This window comes from Haemophilus sp. SZY H56 (assembly GCF_054332415.1).
Map to the genome: position 1 here is coordinate 101,324 of NZ_JBTGNX010000007.1, position 17,124 is coordinate 118,447.

A 17,124-nucleotide genomic window follows, 5' to 3' on the forward strand; every position below is an offset into this window, starting at 1 on the left:
ATTAATGGCCTTCAAAATTGACTAAGGTGTAGCAATCAATGCCTAAATCACGTAAGCGTTTTTCGCCCCCTAATTCTGGCAAATTAATCACAAAGGCAGCATGTTTCACATCTCCACCTAAACGTTGAACTAATTTCACGGTGGCTTCAACTGTACCGCCCGTTGCTAACAAGTCATCAATGATTAACACATTATCACCTTGTGAAATGGCATCAGTGTGCAATTCAAGGGTGTCTTGACCGTATTCTAACTGATAAGACTGTGCAATCACTTCACGAGGTAATTTGCCCGGTTTACGAACGGGGATAAATGGCAAGCCTAATGCTAATGCAACTGGCGCACCAAAAATAAATCCACGAGACTCAGTACCAATTACTTTTGTGAGTCCTTGATCTTTATACTTTTCAACGATCAAATCGATTGTGGCTTTAAAAGCTGTAGGCGCTTCAAGTAAGCTCGTGATATCACGGAAAATAATGCCTTCTTTTGGATGATTTGGGATAGATTTGATAGAAGATTTGATTAATTCAAGTTGTTTGTTCATAAATAATTGCTCAAAAAAGAGTAAGAAAAAATCCTGTTTTTAGGCTCGCATTCTAGCATATAAAAATGCAAAAGTGCGGTGAATTTTGACCGCACTTTTGTAAATAAAATGAATTAATCTGGGTAAATATCTTCCCCGTCTTTTCGAGTACGAAGAAGCTGTAAAATCCAGACATATTGTTCGGGTGTTGGCGTGACGAAATACTCTATTTCTTCGTTCATCGCACGGGCCGATTGCTCAGGATCGTCGCTTAATTGCATTGGTGGGCGAATTTCCATTTCATACTTGCCACGCTTGGCGTTATAGCGTGGGAACATTGGAATAACCACCGCTTTCGCTAATTTTGCCATTTTGTTTAACCCAGGAAGTGTGGCTTTATAAGTGGAAAAGAAATCCACAAAGACACTTTGCTCGGCACCAAAATCTTCATCTGGAAGATAATACCCCATTTGGCCTTGTTTGATATGTGCTAAAAACGGCTTAATACCATTTTGGCGAGCATGCATTTTCCCGCCAAAACGCTGACGCGCTAAAGTCCACAACCAGTCCACCAACGGATTTCGGTGCGGGTTATACATTGACGTCATCGGCATGCCGTGTGTATGCAAAATAATGCCTGAAGCATCTATCGCCCAGCCATGTGGTACCATTAAAATGATGTTATGCCCTTCAGCTTTGGCTTGCTTGATATGTTCAAGGCCAATGAATTCACTGCGTTTTTGTAAATGTTTTTTAGAACGAATGGCAATTTCACCAATACCAAGCATGACTTGTGCGACCGTCACAAACATCTCTTCAATCACTTTTTCACGCTGCTCAGCCGTCCAATCCGGGAAACAGAGTTTCAAATTAATCTCGGCACGAATACGTGGTTTACCAATTTTTTTGGTCAGCGCACGAGCCAGTTTCTCGGCCATTTTATCGCGTAAACGAAATGGTACAAAAGCGAGTAACAAAAGCACAAAAATACCAAGCCAAATGCCCCAATTTTTCGGGTGCAAATATGACCATGAAAAATGTGGTTCATAACCTGTTCGTGCTGTAATACGTAATTTTTTCTGAGAGTCTGTCATAATCAATCATTAAAAATGAAACCAACCTTGATCATACGCCATTTTTATCGTCATGATAAATGACATAATCACCACCATCGGTCTGATCAGTTGTTTGCCTTTTGCCATCACCATTTTAGCACCTAAATTTGCACCTATCAGACTTCCTACCATCATCACTAAACCGACAGTCCAAATGACATGCCCCCCAATAAAGAAGAAAATTAATGAAGCAAAATTTGAGGTTAAATTCATCACTTTCGCATGGGCGGTGGCTTTGGTTAGGTTAAATCCAAGCAATGTCACACAAGCTAGGTTCATCAATGAACCCGTCCCAGGCCCGAAAAAGCCGTCATAAAAACCCAGAAGAGAGCCAAAACATAACGCAAAAACAGCATAAGAAATTCGTTGTTTACGATCACTTTCGCCCAATTTAGGCGTAAATAAAAAGTATAAGCCGATCGCTAAAATGAGAAATGGAAGCCCTTTTTTAATTAATGACGCATCTAAACTTTGAATGAGCAAGGTGCCAACCACCGAACCGATAAAAATCACCAATAAGATGAAAGAAAACTCTGATAAATTGACCGCTCTTTTACGCAAAAAGTAAATACTTGCAGACAACGCACCACCGAATGCTTGTAATTTATTCGTGCCTAATGCCATTGCAGGTGGCATACCTGTCATTAATAAGGCAGGGATTGTAATTAAGCCTCCGCCACCCGCTATAGCATCAATAAATGCGGCAATAAAGGCAGCAGCAAAAAGCATGGCTAATATATCAATCCCCAACTCCATTATTTAACTCCTACTCTAACCATTCGCTACTATTTGGCGAACTCAACACTTGCTGACATAAAAACGGTTCTGGTGGTGTTACTTTTGGTTTAGAAGAGCCTGAACCTGGTTTTGCGGGTTCAAACCAAGAATAAAGTTCATCGCCACAACCATCGCCTGCTGGTACAGGTGCTTGATCTTCACAATAAGCGGCATCTTTCGGACAAGCAATGCGCACGTGGAAATGTGAATCATGTCCAAACCATGGACGAATTTTATGTAACCAGGTACGATCATTTCCTGCAGTTTGACAAAGTTTTAATTTAATCGCGGGGTTCACAAAAATACGCGTGACTTTGGGATCTTGTGCCGCCAGTTTAATTAATGTGGCGTGATTGTTATTCCACACATTTTCATCAACACGTTGTGTTTGACGGTTCACCACGAGCAAACCTTTTCCATCCGAATTTAACGCTTCGCTGTCTGTCATAGTGCCCATACGCAACCAAATATCCGCATCTAATCCCATTTGATGGCTTGCATGCCCCGTTAAAAAGCGACCACCGCCTGGCATAGCAATATCCCCAACTAACATCGTTGGTAAGCCTGCTGACTTCGCCTTTTGTCCAAGACGCTGTAAGTAAGCAATCATATCCGGATGACCATAATAGCGGTTTTTATTCATACGAATGACTTGGTATCCCTCACCTTTATAAGGCAATGGCTCCGCTCCAATAATACAACCATTTGAATAGCTGCCGATTGGATTCGCTTTACCGTCTGTTGCTGGAATTGGACGTTTAATTCGTTGCCAGTCTTGTGGCGAGGCCGTTGTTTGTAGCGAGAAAAAAACACTCCCTAAAACAACCGCACTTGAAAGTAATTTTGCTAAAGATTTATTCATAAGATTTCCTAAACGAATGACCTTATCTTCAATAAAAGAAAAAATAAGCTTAATTTAAAAGAGTTATCTGCATTGCGCCTTAAAACGCAATAAATGGTCGAGTAACACAATCGCAACTATTGCCTCTGCAATAGGGACTGCTCGGATACCTACACAAGGATCATGACGGCCTTTTGTTACCACTTCAACAGGCTCACCTTCTAAATTAATCGAGCGTCCAGGAATAGTAATACTGGATGTTGGTTTTAGAGCAATGGTCGCAATAATTGGCTGACCTGAGCTAATGCCACCTAAAATCCCCCCTGCATGGTTGCTTTCAAAACCATTTGGTGTCATTTCATCACGATGTTCACTTCCACGCTGTTCAACCACGGCAAAACCATCGCCAATTTCTACACCTTTAACGGCATTAATCCCCATTAAAGCATGGGCTAAATCTGCATCAAGTCGATCAAAAACAGGCTCACCTAAGCCAACAGGGACATTTTCTGCAATCACCGTTAGTTTAGCGCCAATCGAATCCCCTTCTTTTTTCAATTCACGGATTAATTCATCGAATTTTTCGACCGCACTTTCATCTGGACAAAAAAATGGATTACTGTTGACTTTATCCCAATCAATTTTGCCGACAGTTTGTGGCGCAATCTTTACTTCGCCAATTTGGCTTAAAAAACCACGCACTTCAATACCAAACTGTTCACGTAAATATTTCTTCGCAATCGCACCCGCGGCAACACGCATGGCGGTTTCACGCGCAGAAGAACGACCACCACCGCGATAATCACGAATACCGTATTTTTGTTGATAGGTAAAATCCGCATGTCCAGGACGGAAACGATCTTTGATATCGCCATAATCTTGTGAACGTTGATCACCATTTTTAATGATCATTCCAATGCTGGTACCCGTTGTTTTACCCTCAAATACCCCAGATAAAATCTGCACTTCATCGTCTTCACGACGCGGTGTGGTATAGCGTGATGTACCCGGTTTACGACGATCTAAATCAGGTTGAATATCGGCTTCCGATAATTCAAGATTCGGAGGCACACCATCAACGATGCAGCCTAATGCAATACCATGTGACTCCCCAAAGGTTGTCACACGAAAAAGTTGTCCGATAGTATTCCCTGCCATATTGTCTCTCTTTAATTAATGATTTTGGGCTAATTTTGCCACATCAATAAATGGAATTTCTTCGCCAGTATCTTTATTTTTAATAAAGATATCTAATTGATTGAATGCAATATCAATATTATTTTCTGCAAATAACTCATTTACACGACGATTGAGCGCATCCAACGTATCATTTCGCTCAGATATTTGCCCTACATAAACACGTAATTCGTGATCTAAAGTACTTGCACCAAAGGTTAAGAATAATGCTCTTGGTTCAGGATCTTTTAAGACGCTTGGTTGCTCATGTGCTGCTTGCAATAATAAGCGTTTCACTAAGTCTAAATCTGAACCATATGCCACACCAACAGACACCACTAAACGAGTTACTGTATTAGACAATGCCCAGTTGATCACTTGACCTGTTACAAAAGATTTATTTGGCACAATCACTTCTTTTCGATCAGGATCAATCATGGTAATCGCACGAATGCGGATTTTCGCCACCGTACCTGTCACGCCATTAATTGTCACGGTATCGCCCACACGAATTGGACGTTCAAATAATAAAATGATACCCGAAACAAAGTTTGCAAAGATTTCTTGCATACCAAAACCGAGACCAACGGAAAGGGCGGCAAATAACCATTGTAATTTCGACCAAGACATCCCGAGCGTTGAGAATGCCCATGCCCCACCAACCGCAACAAAGATGTAGGTTAATAAGGTGGTGATTGTATAAGACGTACCTTGTGAAAGTTTCACTCGGGAGAAGATTAATACTTCTAAAATACCCTGAATGTTACGCACTAAAATATACGTAATTACAATAATCAGCAATGCAACAATCAAGTTAAAGAGTGAAATCGTTTCTGTCACCACGCCCGCTTCAGTTGTTGAAGTTTGTTGCCATAAAGTAATATCACGCAAATAGCTTACAACGGTCACTAAATCTGACCATACATAATAGAAGATGGCAAAAAGTGCGGTCCAAATAAAGAGATCGGCAAAGCGTAGTAACTGGCTACGTACTTCATTTAAGGCCAATCCCTCTTCTTGTTCGGTAATGACTACCACATCATCAGAAGCTGAAGCATCACTTGAATCTTGCTGTTTTTGTTGACGTTTTTCTTGTAAACGACGATATGCTAAACGTCTTGATGCTACTGTGACGCCCCGATAAATTGTATGACGCACCAAAGACCACACTACCCACGCTATGTAGGTATTAATAATATGCGTAATTAAATTTAAGGCCGTGTAATAATAGCCTAAAGCGATTAGCGCAATTAAAATAACAGGGACCAATTGCAATAAAACGCGCATAATTTTTAAAAGCGTTCTATCACGCTGATCCGTTGTGCTTGAATTCAAGGATTTTTCTGTACGAACAAAACGTGGTGCAATAATTACAATGCAGAAAAGCAACGCAACAATGGTATTTATTTCACCCAATACGTCATTGGCTAAGCCTGTATCCATTACATTACTGAAAATTGATGTATTCAGTAATAACACAACAGAAACAATAATACGTTTCGTCACATCCTGTAAGTTAACCGCGCTCTCTTTCGAAAAACCAAAATGACGCACTAAAATGCCATTCGGACGAAGAATAGCTAAAACAAAACTAAAGAACCACCAATAGCCCGCCATACTGAGCGACCACTCCCAAAACTCTTGTGGGTTTTTCACCAAGAAAAAGCCCAACAATTGGCAAGCCGCTAAGAACCAAAGGGTGCCTGATAAAGATAAAAGTGCGGTATAAAATAACGCAAGAGGCGTATGCCATTGGCTATCCGAACGAAGCGTATTAATTTCGCCATTAATCACGCTCAAACGTTGTTTAATCGATTCTTTAAATTTAAAAATCAACCCACCAATCACAAACAAAATAAAGACATAAGTAAGTAAATACGGCAAATTATCAAAATTTGTCGGGAAGCCGATTTTCTTTCCAATGCCATCAAATTGTGCCTTAAGTGACATTGGCAGTTTTTTGATCCAATCTAAATTAATTGGATTATTACTTTTTACCCAGAAACTTTGTTGATCGAGTTTAGACTGAATTTGATCACTGATTTGAGTAATCTGTTGTTGGGTTAGCTCTAAGGAAATCGCCAAATTCAACTGATTATTCAATGACTTAATCAAATCAGAGGCCACTTTTCGACGTTCTGTCAATAAACTGGCTAATTGTGCTTTTTCCGCTGGGGTAAAAGACTTATTTTCATCTTGCTCTATTTTACTGATATAGGCATCAATATCATAAAGCTCGTTACGTTTCTGAGTAATATCAAAGATCTTCACGCGCAAATCTGCGATTTGTTTTGAAAGCCCTTGAATATTTAAATTGGTTGGTAATTTTTGTTTTTGTTGTTGAATAATACGTGAAAGCACTAACGTTCCTTGCAAAGCACTAATTTGCTCATCAATGGTACGTTGAGTTTGAGTTAAATTATCCAATACATTGCGCATACGCAACTCATCTTGCGTTAATGTATTCGTCTTCTCTGTTTGCTCAAGTAAATATTGACTCAACTGCGCATTCAGATCCAATTCTTTCTGAATAAATGGATTTTTTACAGTGCCTTGACTTTGCTGTTGTACCTGTTCAACTTGGCTTTGTGTTTGCGCCAAATTCTTTTGATTAATCACTTCTTGAATGGCTGCAATTTGTTGCTGTTGTGCTTGTGCACGGGCACTTAATAGATCATAACGACTTTGATAAAGAATGGTAAACTGATCGCTATTTTTTAACAAAATTTGATTGTATGTATTTTTTAATTCAATCAATTGTAATTCAAGCTGAATTTTCTGTTTTAAAAGCATATCAGTGGTTGGTTCATTCAACTGCTGATTCAATTCCTGAGTACGTTTAACATTATCCGTCAATGCAGTTTGTGCTCGTTCAGATACCGAGCTTTGCGCTGCAAGTTGCGTATTGACCGCACTTAATGAGGCTTGGGTATCTTGATGTTGGGTTGTTATTTTCTCAACCTGTGCTTGCAAACTCACTAAACTTTGCGAGGCATAATCAGTATTATTTGATGTACTCTGCTGTTTTTTCAGATTTTGAAGTTCAGTGTTATTTTTCTGAATTTCAGACTCAGCATTGATTAGCGTTTCTTGTAAATCCTTATTATTTTTTTGCTGGGTTTGAATTTGTTGTAAAAAATCAAGTGAAGCTTGAATCGTCGTCACCTTATTTGTTTTTTCATCACCATCAGATAATTTTTCAGTTTCAGCTAATTCACTTTTTAGTGTTTTTTCAGTCGGTTCTGCACCATAATCCTCAGCCCAACTAGGTTGAGAACTCATAATAGCAAAAACAAATGAAAAAACTAAAACAGTCAAAAAATGAGAGATATTTTTCATGAAATCAACTTTCCTATTGTTGTGATAGCCAATCGGCGAGTACTTTGCGAGAAATCTTTATTGCCCCTTGGATTAAATTCTCCGGGAGTTCATAATAAGCAACAGGTTGCTTGAATCGTTCCAATCGCCCTTGTAAAAAAACGTTGAGAGATTCGACCGCACTTTCATTAAAGGATGTATGAAATTCAACAATCGCGACAGGACGATGGCCAAATTCTTCATCATATTTAGGCAAAACAAAGACTTGCTTCACTAAATCTGATTGTGCAATCACTTTTTCAATTTCTTCCGGCTGAATATTTTCACCGCCAGAAATAAACATATTATCTAATCGGCCTTGAATGACTAATTCGTTATCGAGCCATTGACCTTTATCTTTGGTTTGGAACCAACCTTCAGCATTAGTAAGCGGTTCAACACACCCATTGCGCCAATATCCCATGGCAAGCCCGGCACCTTTTAGCCAAACTTCTTCATTCACTAACTTGAACGCTCGACCAAGCAAAGGCTGTCCCACACCGATTTTTCCATCCGATTGTTTAGCGAATGCGGTAGAAGCCATTTCGGTCATACCATAACCTGAATAACTGCGAATCCCTAATTCACTTAACGCTTGGGTTAATTTTACAGGGATTTGTGTCCCACCTAATAACACGGCTTGCGTTTGGATAGGTTGAGGATGTTCCGTCAAATAATCAAACCAACGCTGTAATTGCGTTGGCACGAGAGAAACATGAGAAACCTCACCAATAGATTGATAAAAATCTTCTTTCGGTAAAACTAAGGTTGCACCTACGTAAAGCCAGCGCCACACAATGCCTTGTCCGGAAACATGATAAAGCGGTAAAGAAAGTAGCCATGATCGATCTTTGCCAAAATTCATTAAGGCACAAACGCCTTCCGCATTAGCTAAATGAGCAGACACATTATGCACCACCGCTTTAGGCAAACCAGTCGAGCCCGATGTGAGTGTCATCGTTGCCGCTTTTGTAAAGTCAGCGTTATGTTCAGGGAATGCTTCAGCAGCTAAATAATGAATATCTTCGGTCTGATAACAAAAATCTACACCATATGCTCGACACAATTCCTCTCTTTTTTCTTGAGGAAATGCAGGATTGATACCTAAAATTTTTGCACCAAGCTGAATCACCGCTAAATAAAGAAATAAAATCTGTTCTGAATTTTTACCACAAAAAGCAACAACACTTTTTGCCGTCACCTCTTGTTGCAAAAGGAATGCTTCTACCTGGTTAATTTTTTCATACAGTTCACCCCAAGTAATATGAATACCTTGCGAGTTTCGCAACGCTACCCTATGAGTGTGAAGTGGACTTTGGGCAAATATTTGCCAAGGAAATTTTCGCATCGAACTAATTATTGATAAAACAAGGACGAACCTCATCAATTAAACATTCTGGCAAATGCATAGATTGCATTGCGCTCTCTAACATCAACATCTTACGAGCACTATTGGTATTCGTAATCACCCAGTATGGTGTATCCGGAATTTGCTTCGGTTTTGTATGATTACCCGCAACTAGTAAGGTTGCTTCATCTCGAGCAAAATAGACTCGAGTACGACCTTGTAAACTTTCTGTTGCCAAAGCAAAACTTTCTGGATTTGTACGATAAAGAATGCGTAATATACTTAAAAAACGTACAACTGCTTTTGTTTCAGCTTTAAAGTCAGGTGAGTTTAGTAACGTGCGAACTTTATCCACTATATGGCTTATAGCTTCATCTGATTGCTTTTTCACTGCTCTCTGCGACTCTATCGACTTAACCTTTTGTTGAGATATTTCCATTTTTTTTTCGACAAAAACAGACGCTGAATGTTCTTTATTTTTTGAAATTTGAGAAGATTCCTCTGAGTCAAAGACATCATTCTGACTTATCGCATGATGAGGTAAATTCAACAAACGGCGAAGAATATCTGAAGCACTTTCTCCGATTGACTGAGTTTTTCCAGCAATATATTGATATAACTCTTCATCGACTTCAATTATCTTCATTTTTTTCTCTCCGTTTGCTAAAATTTCTCTCCATTATAACGATTTCCAAGCAAATTCTCACGTAAAATATATGTTATCCTACCAATTATTAAACTATCAATTTCATCAAACAAAACAACAAATTAATTCACCTACTTTAGTTTTTATTCATGGCTTATTTGGGGATATGAATAATCTTGGGGTTATCGCCCGTGCATTTAGCGATAAGTATAACATTTTACGTGTGGATTTACGTAATCACGGACAAAGTTTTCATTCAGAAACAATGAATTACGACGTCATGGCTAATGATGTATGGCTACTTATCAATTATCTTCAATTAGATAAGGTGATTTTAATTGGCCATTCAATGGGCGGAAAAACGGCCATGAAAATGACCGCACTTCAACCACTGCGCGTAGAAAAATTAGTTGTCATCGATATTGCTCCTGTGGCGAATAGCAGCACTGGACATGATGATGTATTTCGCGGGTTATTTGCTGTAAAAAAAGCTCAGCCAAAAACTCGTCAACAAGCCAAACCTATTTTAGAAACTGAAATTGCCACTCCTAATGTGGTGCAATTTATGTTGAAATCTTTTGATGCGACTTCACCTGAATATTTTCGTTTCAATTTGACCGCTCTTTTTGAACATTATGCGGAACTGATGGATTGGCAAGAGATTTTTGTTAATACGCCAACGCTCTTCATCAAAGGTGGGCTTTCATCTTATATTAAACCTGAATATACGGAAACCATTCTAAAACAATTCCCGAATGCGACTTCTTTCACCATTAATGGTTCTGGACACTGGGTTCATGCGGAGAAACCTGATTTTGTGATACGTGCGATTGATAGGTTTCTAAATAAGAATTAATCGTTTTAAATGAGAATTCATTTATGGTATAGTTCGCACAAATCGTAGGGCTTTAGTCTCTCACTTTTTCTATTCACTCAATTTTATTTAAAGGAAAGAACAATGGCAGTTGTCGGTTTATTTTACGGTAGTGACACAGGTAATACAGAAAACATTGCAAAAATGATTCAAAAACAATTAGGCAATGAATTAGTCGATATTCGTGACATTGCAAAAAGCACAAAAGAAGATATCGAAAGTTATGATTTTTTACTTTTCGGTATTCCGACTTGGTATTACGGTGAAGCGCAAGCTGACTGGGATGATTTTTTCCCTACTTTAGAAGAAATTGATTTTACTGACAAATTAGTGGGTATTTTTGGCTGTGGCGATCAGGAAGATTATGCTGATTATTTCTGTGATGCAATCGGTACAGTACGTGATATCGTTGAACCACGTGGCGCAATTATCGTGGGCAATTGGTCAACGGATGGTTACACCTTTGAAGCATCGAAAGCATTACTGGACGATGGAAACTTCATTGGCTTATGTATTGATGAAGATCGTCAACCGGAACTTACTGCAGAACGCGTAGAGAAATGGACAAAACAAATCTACAATGAAATGTGTTTAGCAGAATTAGCTTAACCATCTCTATTTAGCATATTTAAGGGAACATTATGTCTGAAGAAAACATCAAATTACTCAAAAAAGCCGGATTAAAAATTACTGAACCTCGGCTGACTATTCTTACGTTAATGCAAGAGCATAAAAACGAGCATTTCTCAGCAGAAGATGTATATAAGATCTTATTGGAACAAGGCAGTGATATTGGCCTTGCAACTGTATATCGTGTGCTTAACCAATTTAATGAAGCGCATATCTTAATTCGTCATAATTTTGAAGGTAACAAGTCTGTTTTTGAACTTGCACCAACAGAACACCACGATCACATTATCTGTGAAGATTGCGGTAAAGTATTTGAGTTTACTGATAATATTATCGAACAGCGTCAAAAAGAAATCAGTCAGCAACATGGTATCAAATTAAAAGCACACAGTTTATATCTCTACGGTAAATGTAGCGATATCAACAAATGTGAAGAGAAAAAATAATGCTTGCTAAAAAACAAAAACCTTAGGCTAAACCTAAGGTTTTTTATTATCTCAACTAAAAATGCGGTCAAAATCGACCGCACTTCTTTCTATTTAAAAGAGAAAATTATTTTTTACCTAATTGTGGCAAAACAGAATCTTTCCCTGCAGTTAATAAACCCACTTGAGAGTAGATACTTAATTTGCCACGTGTATCTGCTACGTCTAAGTTACGCATGGTTAATTGACCAATACGATCGATTGGATCAAATGGTGCATTTTCCACTTTTTCCATACTCAAACGTTCTGCCGCATAAGTTAAGTTTGGTGATTCAGTATTTAAGATTGAATAATCATTACCACGACGAAGTTCTAATGTCACTTCTCCTGTAATCGCACGAGCCACCCAACGTTGTGCCGTTTCACGTAACATTAACGCTTGTGGATCAAACCAACGACCTTGGTATAATAAACGGCCTAAACGTAAACCGTTGATACGATATTGTTCAATAGTATCTTCATTGTGAATACCGGTGACTAAACGCTCATAAGCAATGTGGAATAATGCCATTCCCGGTGCTTCATAAATACCACGTGATTTTGCTTCGATAATACGGTTTTCAATTTGATCTGACATGCCTAAACCATGACGACCACCAATGCGATTTGCTTCTAAGAAAAGATCCACCACGTTATCAAATGTTTTACCATTTAAGGCAACTGGCACACCTTCTTCAAAACGAACAGTCACTACTTCTGGTTTCACTTCAACATTTTCATCCCAGAATGCCACGCCCATGATTGGCTTCACAATTTTAATGCCGCAATTTAATTCTTCTAAGTCTTTCGCTTCATGAGTTGCACCTAACATATTAGAGTCAGTTGAATAGGCTTTTTCTACTGACATTTTGTAGTCAAAACCATTTTCAATCAAGAATTGTGACATTTCAAAACGACCACCTAACTCATCAATGAATTGTTGATCTAACCATGGTTTGTAAATTTTTAAATTTGGGTTGGTTAATAAACCATAACGATAAAAACGCTCAATATCATTACCTTTAAAAGTTGAACCATCACCCCAAATATTGACATCATCTTCTTTCATTGCTGCAACAAGCATCGTACCCGTTACCGCACGACCAAGTGGTGTGGTATTGAAATAGGTTGCTCCACCAGTCGAAATATGGAATGCACCACATTGAATAGCCGCAAGTCCTTCATGGGCTAACTGCGCACGACAATCTACTAAACGCGCATTTTCCGCACCATATTCCATCGCTTTTTTGGGAATTGCATTGTAATCATCTTCATCTGGTTGACCTAAGTTTGCTGTATAAGCATAAGGTATTGCACCTTTTTGACGCATCCAAAGTAATGCCGCACTGGTATCGAGCCCGCCTGAAAAAGCAATACCAACTTTTTGGCCTTTAGGTAAATGTTGCAGAATTGTATTTGACATATTTTATTTCCTTCATTGTGGTTATGGTGAGTGAGTCTTTAAAAAGTGCAGTCAAAAATCACTGCGCTTTTCTAACATCTCATCGGGATTTGGATAACGATAAACGAAGCCTAAATCTCGACAAATCTTATCTGCTATAATGATTCGTTTCGGATCCGAATCACTACATTCAAATTGTGGTATGGATAAATCATAAAATGCCGCTGCTTTTGTGTAATATTCTGCTCGTGTAGGATGAATTGGCGCGCAAAGATGGTAAGTTCGCAATCCATTTGGATTCATAAGTAAGGTAGTAATAGCTTGAATGCAATCTTCAAGATGCACCAAATTAACAGGCGAATTACCCTGTTTTAAATTACATTTTCCTGCTAAGAATTTAACCGGATGGCGTTGTTTCCCAATTAATCCTGCAAGTCGAAGAATATCGCAATGAGATATTTCCGATTGGAACAAGCACTGCTCGGCTTGTATCAGTGTTTTACCCATTTCTGTTTCAGCTGAAAGTTGAGAATCTTCATCAAATTGCCCCGAAATATCAGGAAAAACAGACGTTGAACTGGTAAAAATCAAGTGCTGTACACCTTGTTTCTTTGCTTGATTAGTTAAAAAAGTAAGATGTTCACAATACTGTTGAGAAGAAAAACGGCTAGGTGGTAAGGTGATAATGAGTGCATTCACATCAAAAAGAGATTGAATATTATCAGGCAAACTCTTTATTTTTTCTGAAAAAGAAAAAGGATAGGCTTCAATGCCTAACTGATGCAATCGTTGAGCATCCGCGAAAGATTGTTTTGAGCCTTTTACACGCCAACCGAGTTTTTTTAAGTGTTGCGTCAGCGGCAAACCTAACCAACCTAAACCAACTATTGCAACAGATTTCATTTTCTTTTATTCACAAATTCTATCCGAAAAAATCCCTGCCATTCTAAAGCATAGCAGGGAGATTGTTAATGTTATTTTGTTAATAAATCCAACGCCTCTCGATATTTAGCCACTGTTTTTTCAATTACTTCTTTTGGTACTTTAGGCGCTGGTGGTTGTTTATTCCAACCACTTTGCTCTAACCAATCTCGTACAAATTGCTTATCAAACGACGGTGGATTTGTGCCTTCTTTATAAGTATCAACTGACCAAAAACGACTAGAATCTGGCGTTAATACCTCATCCATTAAAGTGAGTGTGCCATTTTCATCTAAACCTAATTCAAATTTAGTATCACAAATAATAATACCTTTAGTCAGCGCATATTTCGCAGCCTCAGTATAAAGCGCTATCGCTTTTTCTCTCACTTTTGCCGCCAATTCTACGCCAATAGCTTTTTCACATTCTTCATAGCTAATATTGATATCGTGATTGCCCACTTCTTCTTTACTTGATGGCGTAAAAACTGGTTCAGGTAATTTACTTGCCTCAACTAATCCTTCTGGCAATTTCAAACCACAAATGGTGCCCGTTTGCTTATAATCTTTTAGCCCACTACCTGTTAAATAACCACGCACGATAGATTCAATTTTTATTGGTTTCAAACGCTTACATACCACTGCTCGATCTTTTACTAAATCAGCTTCTTCTTTTGGTAACACATCATAAACTGAATCGCCTGTAAAATGATTCGGCATAATATGGGCTAACTTATTGAACCAGAAATTGGAAATTTGAGTCAGAATTTCACCTTTGCGTGGGATAGGATCATCTAAAATTACATCAAATGCAGACAAACGGTCACTGGCTACCATTAACATTCGTTTATCATCGATCTCATAAAGATCACGCACTTTCCCTGAATAGATTTTTTTTAGACTAAGTTGTGTCATTGTTTGCACCTTTTATTATAAGAATAAAAAATCGGCGCGTATTATACCGCACTTTTGCGCAAACGTTTGCTTTTTTTATCAAAAATTTTTAAAGAAAAGAAATTACAGAGTCATACACCTAAATAAGCTATAGATAACAAAAGAAAAACAATTTAATTTGAGCTCAATCTGAAAATCAGCGACAATACAGCATTATTTAAAACAGAAGAAACAAGACAAATGAGTTATCCATTAGAAGAAGTGAATAAACGTCGCACATTTGCGATTATTTCCCACCCTGACGCAGGTAAAACCACCATCACCGAAAAGGTATTGTTATACGGCAATGCCATTCAAAAAGCAGGCTCAGTAAAAGGTAAAGGCTCTGCACAGCATGCAAAATCTGACTGGATGGAAATGGAAAAACAACGTGGTATTTCCATTACCACTTCCGTGATGCAATTCCCTTACAATGAATGCTTAGTGAATTTATTGGATACACCGGGACATGAAGATTTCTCGGAAGATACCTACCGCACTTTAACGGCCGTGGATAGCTGCTTGATGGTTATCGACTCAGCAAAAGGGGTTGAAGAACGAACCATTAAATTAATGGAAGTGACCCGTTTACGCGATACACCAATTATCACTTTCATGAATAAACTTGACCGAGATATTCGCGATCCGATGGAATTATTAGATGAAGTGGAAAGCATATTAAAAATCCATTGTGCACCGATTACTTGGCCGATTGGTTGCGGTAAATTGTTTAAAGGAGTTTATCATTTATATAAAGATGAAACCTATCTTTATCAAAGTGGCCAAGGCTCTACTATTCAAGAAGTACGAATCGTGAAAGGCTTAAATAGCCCTGAATTAGACGCAGCCGTAGGTGATGACTTAGCCCAACAACTGCGAGATGAATTAGAGCTAGTAAAAGGTGCAAGTAATGAATTTGATTTGGATTTATTCTTAAGTGGTGAATTAACACCAGTCTTTTTTGGTACTGCATTAGGTAACTTCGGTGTCGATCATTTCTTGGATGGTTTAACCGAATGGGCGCCTGCACCACAAGCTCGCCAAGCAGATACTCGTAAAGTTTCAGCAGAAGAAGAAAAATTCAGCGGTTTCGTGTTTAAAATCCAAGCCAATATGGATCCAAAACACCGCGACCGCGTGGCTTTCCTTCGTGTAGTTTCTGGCAAATATGAAAAAGGCATGAAACTTAAACACGTACGTATTGGTAAAGATGTGGTTATTTCTGATGCGCTCACCTTTATGGCGGGTGACCGTACCCATGCCGATGAGGCCTATGCTGGTGATATTATCGGCTTGCACAATCACGGTACAATTCAAATTGGTGATACCTTCACACAAGGTGAAGATCTGAAATTTACCGGTATTCCAAACTTTGCCCCTGAATTATTCCGTCGTATTCGTTTGAAAGATCCTCTTAAACAAAAACAATTGTTAAAAGGCTTAGTACAACTTTCTGAAGAAGGTGCTGTGCAAGTATTCCGTCCATTAAGCAATAATGATTTAATTGTTGGCGCAGTTGGTGTGTTACAGTTTGATGTAGTCGTTTCTCGTTTGAAATCAGAATATAACGTTGAAGCCATTTACGAAACTGTCAATGTCGCAACGGCTCGTTGGGTAGAATGTGCGGATAACAAAAAATTTGAAGAGTTCAAACGTAAAAATGAGCAAAATCTAGCATTAGATGGCGGTGATAATCTGACTTATATCGCACCTACCATGGTAAATCTAAATCTAGCACAAGAACGTTATCCTGATGTGATCTTCTTTAAGACAAGGGAACATTAATTACAATACGAAGTGCGGTCTAAATTTATAGTGAATTTGGTACCGCACTTTTTTAGTGATAAATAAAAATTAAAATAACTAAGGTGCGGTTAAATTTAATTGCATTTTTTATACAAAAGAAATTGAAAAATAAGATGGCTGGGGTACTAGGATTCGAACCTAGGGATGCCGAGATCAAAACCCGGTGCCTTACCGCTTGGCGATACCCCAACTAAAATTCTTTGATTGGAAATAAAGAAGATTTTATTTAGATAGTATGGCTGGGGTACTAGGATTCGAACCTAGGGATGCCGAGATCAAAACCCGGTGCCTTACCGCTTGGCGATACCCCAA

15 protein-coding genes and 2 tRNA genes are annotated in these 17,124 nt (G+C 38.6%); 4 read left to right on the plus strand and 13 right to left on the minus strand.

Going from position 1 to position 17,124, the window contains the following annotated elements; genetic code table 11:
- Nucleotide 1 precedes the first annotated feature (1 nt).
- The 8 genes from apt to seqA form a co-directional block, all read right to left on the minus strand.
- Entirely contained in the window at nucleotides 2–544 is a 543-nt protein-coding gene (gene apt / locus ACXVWP_RS07015; RefSeq protein WP_289901961.1) for an adenine phosphoribosyltransferase, read from the minus strand.
- 113 nt (nucleotides 545–657) lie between these two features.
- On the minus strand, nucleotides 658–1,617 hold the full coding sequence (lpxM, locus tag ACXVWP_RS07020; RefSeq protein WP_289901962.1) for a lauroyl-Kdo(2)-lipid IV(A) myristoyltransferase: 960 nt from the start codon (nucleotides 1,615–1,617) through the stop codon (nucleotides 658–660).
- Between the two features lie 9 nt (nucleotides 1,618–1,626).
- Nucleotides 1,627–2,394 (minus strand): TSUP family transporter, encoded by a 768-nt coding sequence (locus tag ACXVWP_RS07025; RefSeq protein WP_289901963.1) that lies wholly within the window; start codon nucleotides 2,392–2,394, stop codon nucleotides 1,627–1,629.
- Between the two features lie 10 nt (nucleotides 2,395–2,404).
- Entirely contained in the window at nucleotides 2,405–3,277 is an 873-nt protein-coding gene (gene mepA, locus ACXVWP_RS07030; protein ID WP_458473324.1) for a penicillin-insensitive murein endopeptidase, read from the minus strand.
- A gap of 63 nt (nucleotides 3,278–3,340) precedes the next feature.
- A complete protein-coding gene (gene aroC / locus ACXVWP_RS07035; protein ID WP_289901964.1) occupies nucleotides 3,341–4,414 on the minus strand; it encodes a chorismate synthase in 1,074 nt (357 codons plus the stop codon).
- A gap of 15 nt (nucleotides 4,415–4,429) precedes the next feature.
- On the minus strand, nucleotides 4,430–7,771 hold the full coding sequence (gene mscK, locus ACXVWP_RS07040; RefSeq protein WP_289901965.1) for a mechanosensitive channel MscK: 3,342 nt from the start codon (nucleotides 7,769–7,771) through the stop codon (nucleotides 4,430–4,432).
- A gap of 13 nt (nucleotides 7,772–7,784) precedes the next feature.
- The gene (menE, locus tag ACXVWP_RS07045) at nucleotides 7,785–9,137 is read right to left on the minus strand and encodes an o-succinylbenzoate--CoA ligase (RefSeq protein ID WP_289901966.1); all 1,353 of its coding nucleotides are present in this window, start codon (nucleotides 9,135–9,137) and stop codon (nucleotides 7,785–7,787) included.
- Between the two features lie 4 nt (nucleotides 9,138–9,141).
- Nucleotides 9,142–9,783 carry a replication initiation negative regulator SeqA gene (gene seqA, locus ACXVWP_RS07050; protein ID WP_289901967.1) on the minus strand — a complete coding sequence of 214 codons (642 nt, stop codon included), beginning with the start codon at nucleotides 9,781–9,783 and terminating at the stop codon, nucleotides 9,142–9,144.
- 70 nt (nucleotides 9,784–9,853) lie between these two features.
- On the opposite strand from seqA, the gene ACXVWP_RS07055 reads away from it, so the two are divergent.
- The 3 genes from ACXVWP_RS07055 (at nucleotide 9,854) to fur (ending at nucleotide 11,733) form a co-directional block, all read left to right on the plus strand.
- Nucleotides 9,854–10,639 (plus strand): alpha/beta fold hydrolase, encoded by a 786-nt coding sequence (locus ACXVWP_RS07055; RefSeq protein WP_289901968.1) that lies wholly within the window; start codon nucleotides 9,854–9,856, stop codon nucleotides 10,637–10,639.
- 102 nt (nucleotides 10,640–10,741) lie between these two features.
- On the plus strand, nucleotides 10,742–11,266 hold the full coding sequence (gene fldA, locus ACXVWP_RS07060; RefSeq protein ID WP_289901969.1) for a flavodoxin FldA: 525 nt from the start codon (nucleotides 10,742–10,744) through the stop codon (nucleotides 11,264–11,266).
- A gap of 32 nt (nucleotides 11,267–11,298) precedes the next feature.
- Nucleotides 11,299–11,733 (plus strand): ferric iron uptake transcriptional regulator, encoded by a 435-nt coding sequence (gene fur, locus ACXVWP_RS07065; protein ID WP_126471749.1) that lies wholly within the window; start codon nucleotides 11,299–11,301, stop codon nucleotides 11,731–11,733.
- A 106-nt stretch (nucleotides 11,734–11,839) separates the two neighbouring features.
- Here the strand turns inward: fur and argG are convergent, their stop codons facing one another.
- From argG to ACXVWP_RS07080, 3 genes are all read right to left on the minus strand, one after another.
- On the minus strand, nucleotides 11,840–13,174 hold the full coding sequence (argG, locus tag ACXVWP_RS07070; RefSeq protein WP_289901970.1) for an argininosuccinate synthase: 1,335 nt from the start codon (nucleotides 13,172–13,174) through the stop codon (nucleotides 11,840–11,842).
- 51 nt (nucleotides 13,175–13,225) lie between these two features.
- Complete coding sequence (locus ACXVWP_RS07075) at nucleotides 13,226–14,056, minus strand: Rossmann-fold NAD(P)-binding domain-containing protein (protein ID WP_289901971.1); 831 nt, start codon at nucleotides 14,054–14,056, stop codon at nucleotides 13,226–13,228.
- Between the two features lie 71 nt (nucleotides 14,057–14,127).
- On the minus strand, nucleotides 14,128–14,988 hold the full coding sequence (locus ACXVWP_RS07080) for a phosphoribosylaminoimidazolesuccinocarboxamide synthase (protein ID WP_369866722.1): 861 nt from the start codon (nucleotides 14,986–14,988) through the stop codon (nucleotides 14,128–14,130).
- Between the two features lie 219 nt (nucleotides 14,989–15,207).
- On the opposite strand from ACXVWP_RS07080, the gene prfC reads away from it, so the two are divergent.
- Nucleotides 15,208–16,791 (plus strand): peptide chain release factor 3, encoded by a 1,584-nt coding sequence (prfC, locus tag ACXVWP_RS07085; protein ID WP_289901973.1) that lies wholly within the window; start codon nucleotides 15,208–15,210, stop codon nucleotides 16,789–16,791.
- 135 nt (nucleotides 16,792–16,926) lie between these two features.
- On the opposite strand, the gene ACXVWP_RS07090 is transcribed toward prfC, so the two are convergent.
- Together ACXVWP_RS07090 and ACXVWP_RS07095 are read right to left on the minus strand one after the other, a co-directional pair.
- Nucleotides 16,927–17,001: transfer RNA gene (locus ACXVWP_RS07090), tRNA-Gln, on the minus strand.
- Between the two features lie 47 nt (nucleotides 17,002–17,048).
- Nucleotides 17,049–17,123 (minus strand) — tRNA-Gln (locus ACXVWP_RS07095).
- Nucleotide 17,124 lies beyond the last annotated feature (1 nt).

Bases quoted from the DNA above. Each gene is read 5' to 3' on its own strand.
- apt (WP_289901961.1), bottom strand. From the start codon at position 544: ATGAACAAACAACTTGAATTAATCAAATCTTCTATCAAATCTATCCCA.
- lpxM (WP_289901962.1), bottom strand. From the start codon at position 1,617: ATGACAGACTCTCAGAAAAAATTACGTATTACAGCACGAACAGGTTAT.
- ACXVWP_RS07025 (WP_289901963.1), bottom strand. From the start codon at position 2,394: ATGGAGTTGGGGATTGATATATTAGCCATGCTTTTTGCTGCTGCCTTT.
- mepA (WP_458473324.1), bottom strand. From the start codon at position 3,277: ATGAATAAATCTTTAGCAAAATTACTTTCAAGTGCGGTTGTTTTAGGG.
- aroC (WP_289901964.1), bottom strand. From the start codon at position 4,414: ATGGCAGGGAATACTATCGGACAACTTTTTCGTGTGACAACCTTTGGG.
- mscK (WP_289901965.1), bottom strand. From the start codon at position 7,771: ATGAAAAATATCTCTCATTTTTTGACTGTTTTAGTTTTTTCATTTGTT.
- menE (WP_289901966.1), bottom strand. From the start codon at position 9,137: ATGCGAAAATTTCCTTGGCAAATATTTGCCCAAAGTCCACTTCACACT.
- seqA (WP_289901967.1), bottom strand. From the start codon at position 9,783: ATGAAGATAATTGAAGTCGATGAAGAGTTATATCAATATATTGCTGGA.
- ACXVWP_RS07055 (WP_289901968.1), top strand. From the start codon at position 9,854: ATGTTATCCTACCAATTATTAAACTATCAATTTCATCAAACAAAACAA.
- fldA (WP_289901969.1), top strand. From the start codon at position 10,742: ATGGCAGTTGTCGGTTTATTTTACGGTAGTGACACAGGTAATACAGAA.
- fur (WP_126471749.1), top strand. From the start codon at position 11,299: ATGTCTGAAGAAAACATCAAATTACTCAAAAAAGCCGGATTAAAAATT.
- argG (WP_289901970.1), bottom strand. From the start codon at position 13,174: ATGTCAAATACAATTCTGCAACATTTACCTAAAGGCCAAAAAGTTGGT.
- ACXVWP_RS07075 (WP_289901971.1), bottom strand. From the start codon at position 14,056: ATGAAATCTGTTGCAATAGTTGGTTTAGGTTGGTTAGGTTTGCCGCTG.
- ACXVWP_RS07080 (WP_369866722.1), bottom strand. From the start codon at position 14,988: ATGACACAACTTAGTCTAAAAAAAATCTATTCAGGGAAAGTGCGTGAT.
- prfC (WP_289901973.1), top strand. From the start codon at position 15,208: ATGAGTTATCCATTAGAAGAAGTGAATAAACGTCGCACATTTGCGATT.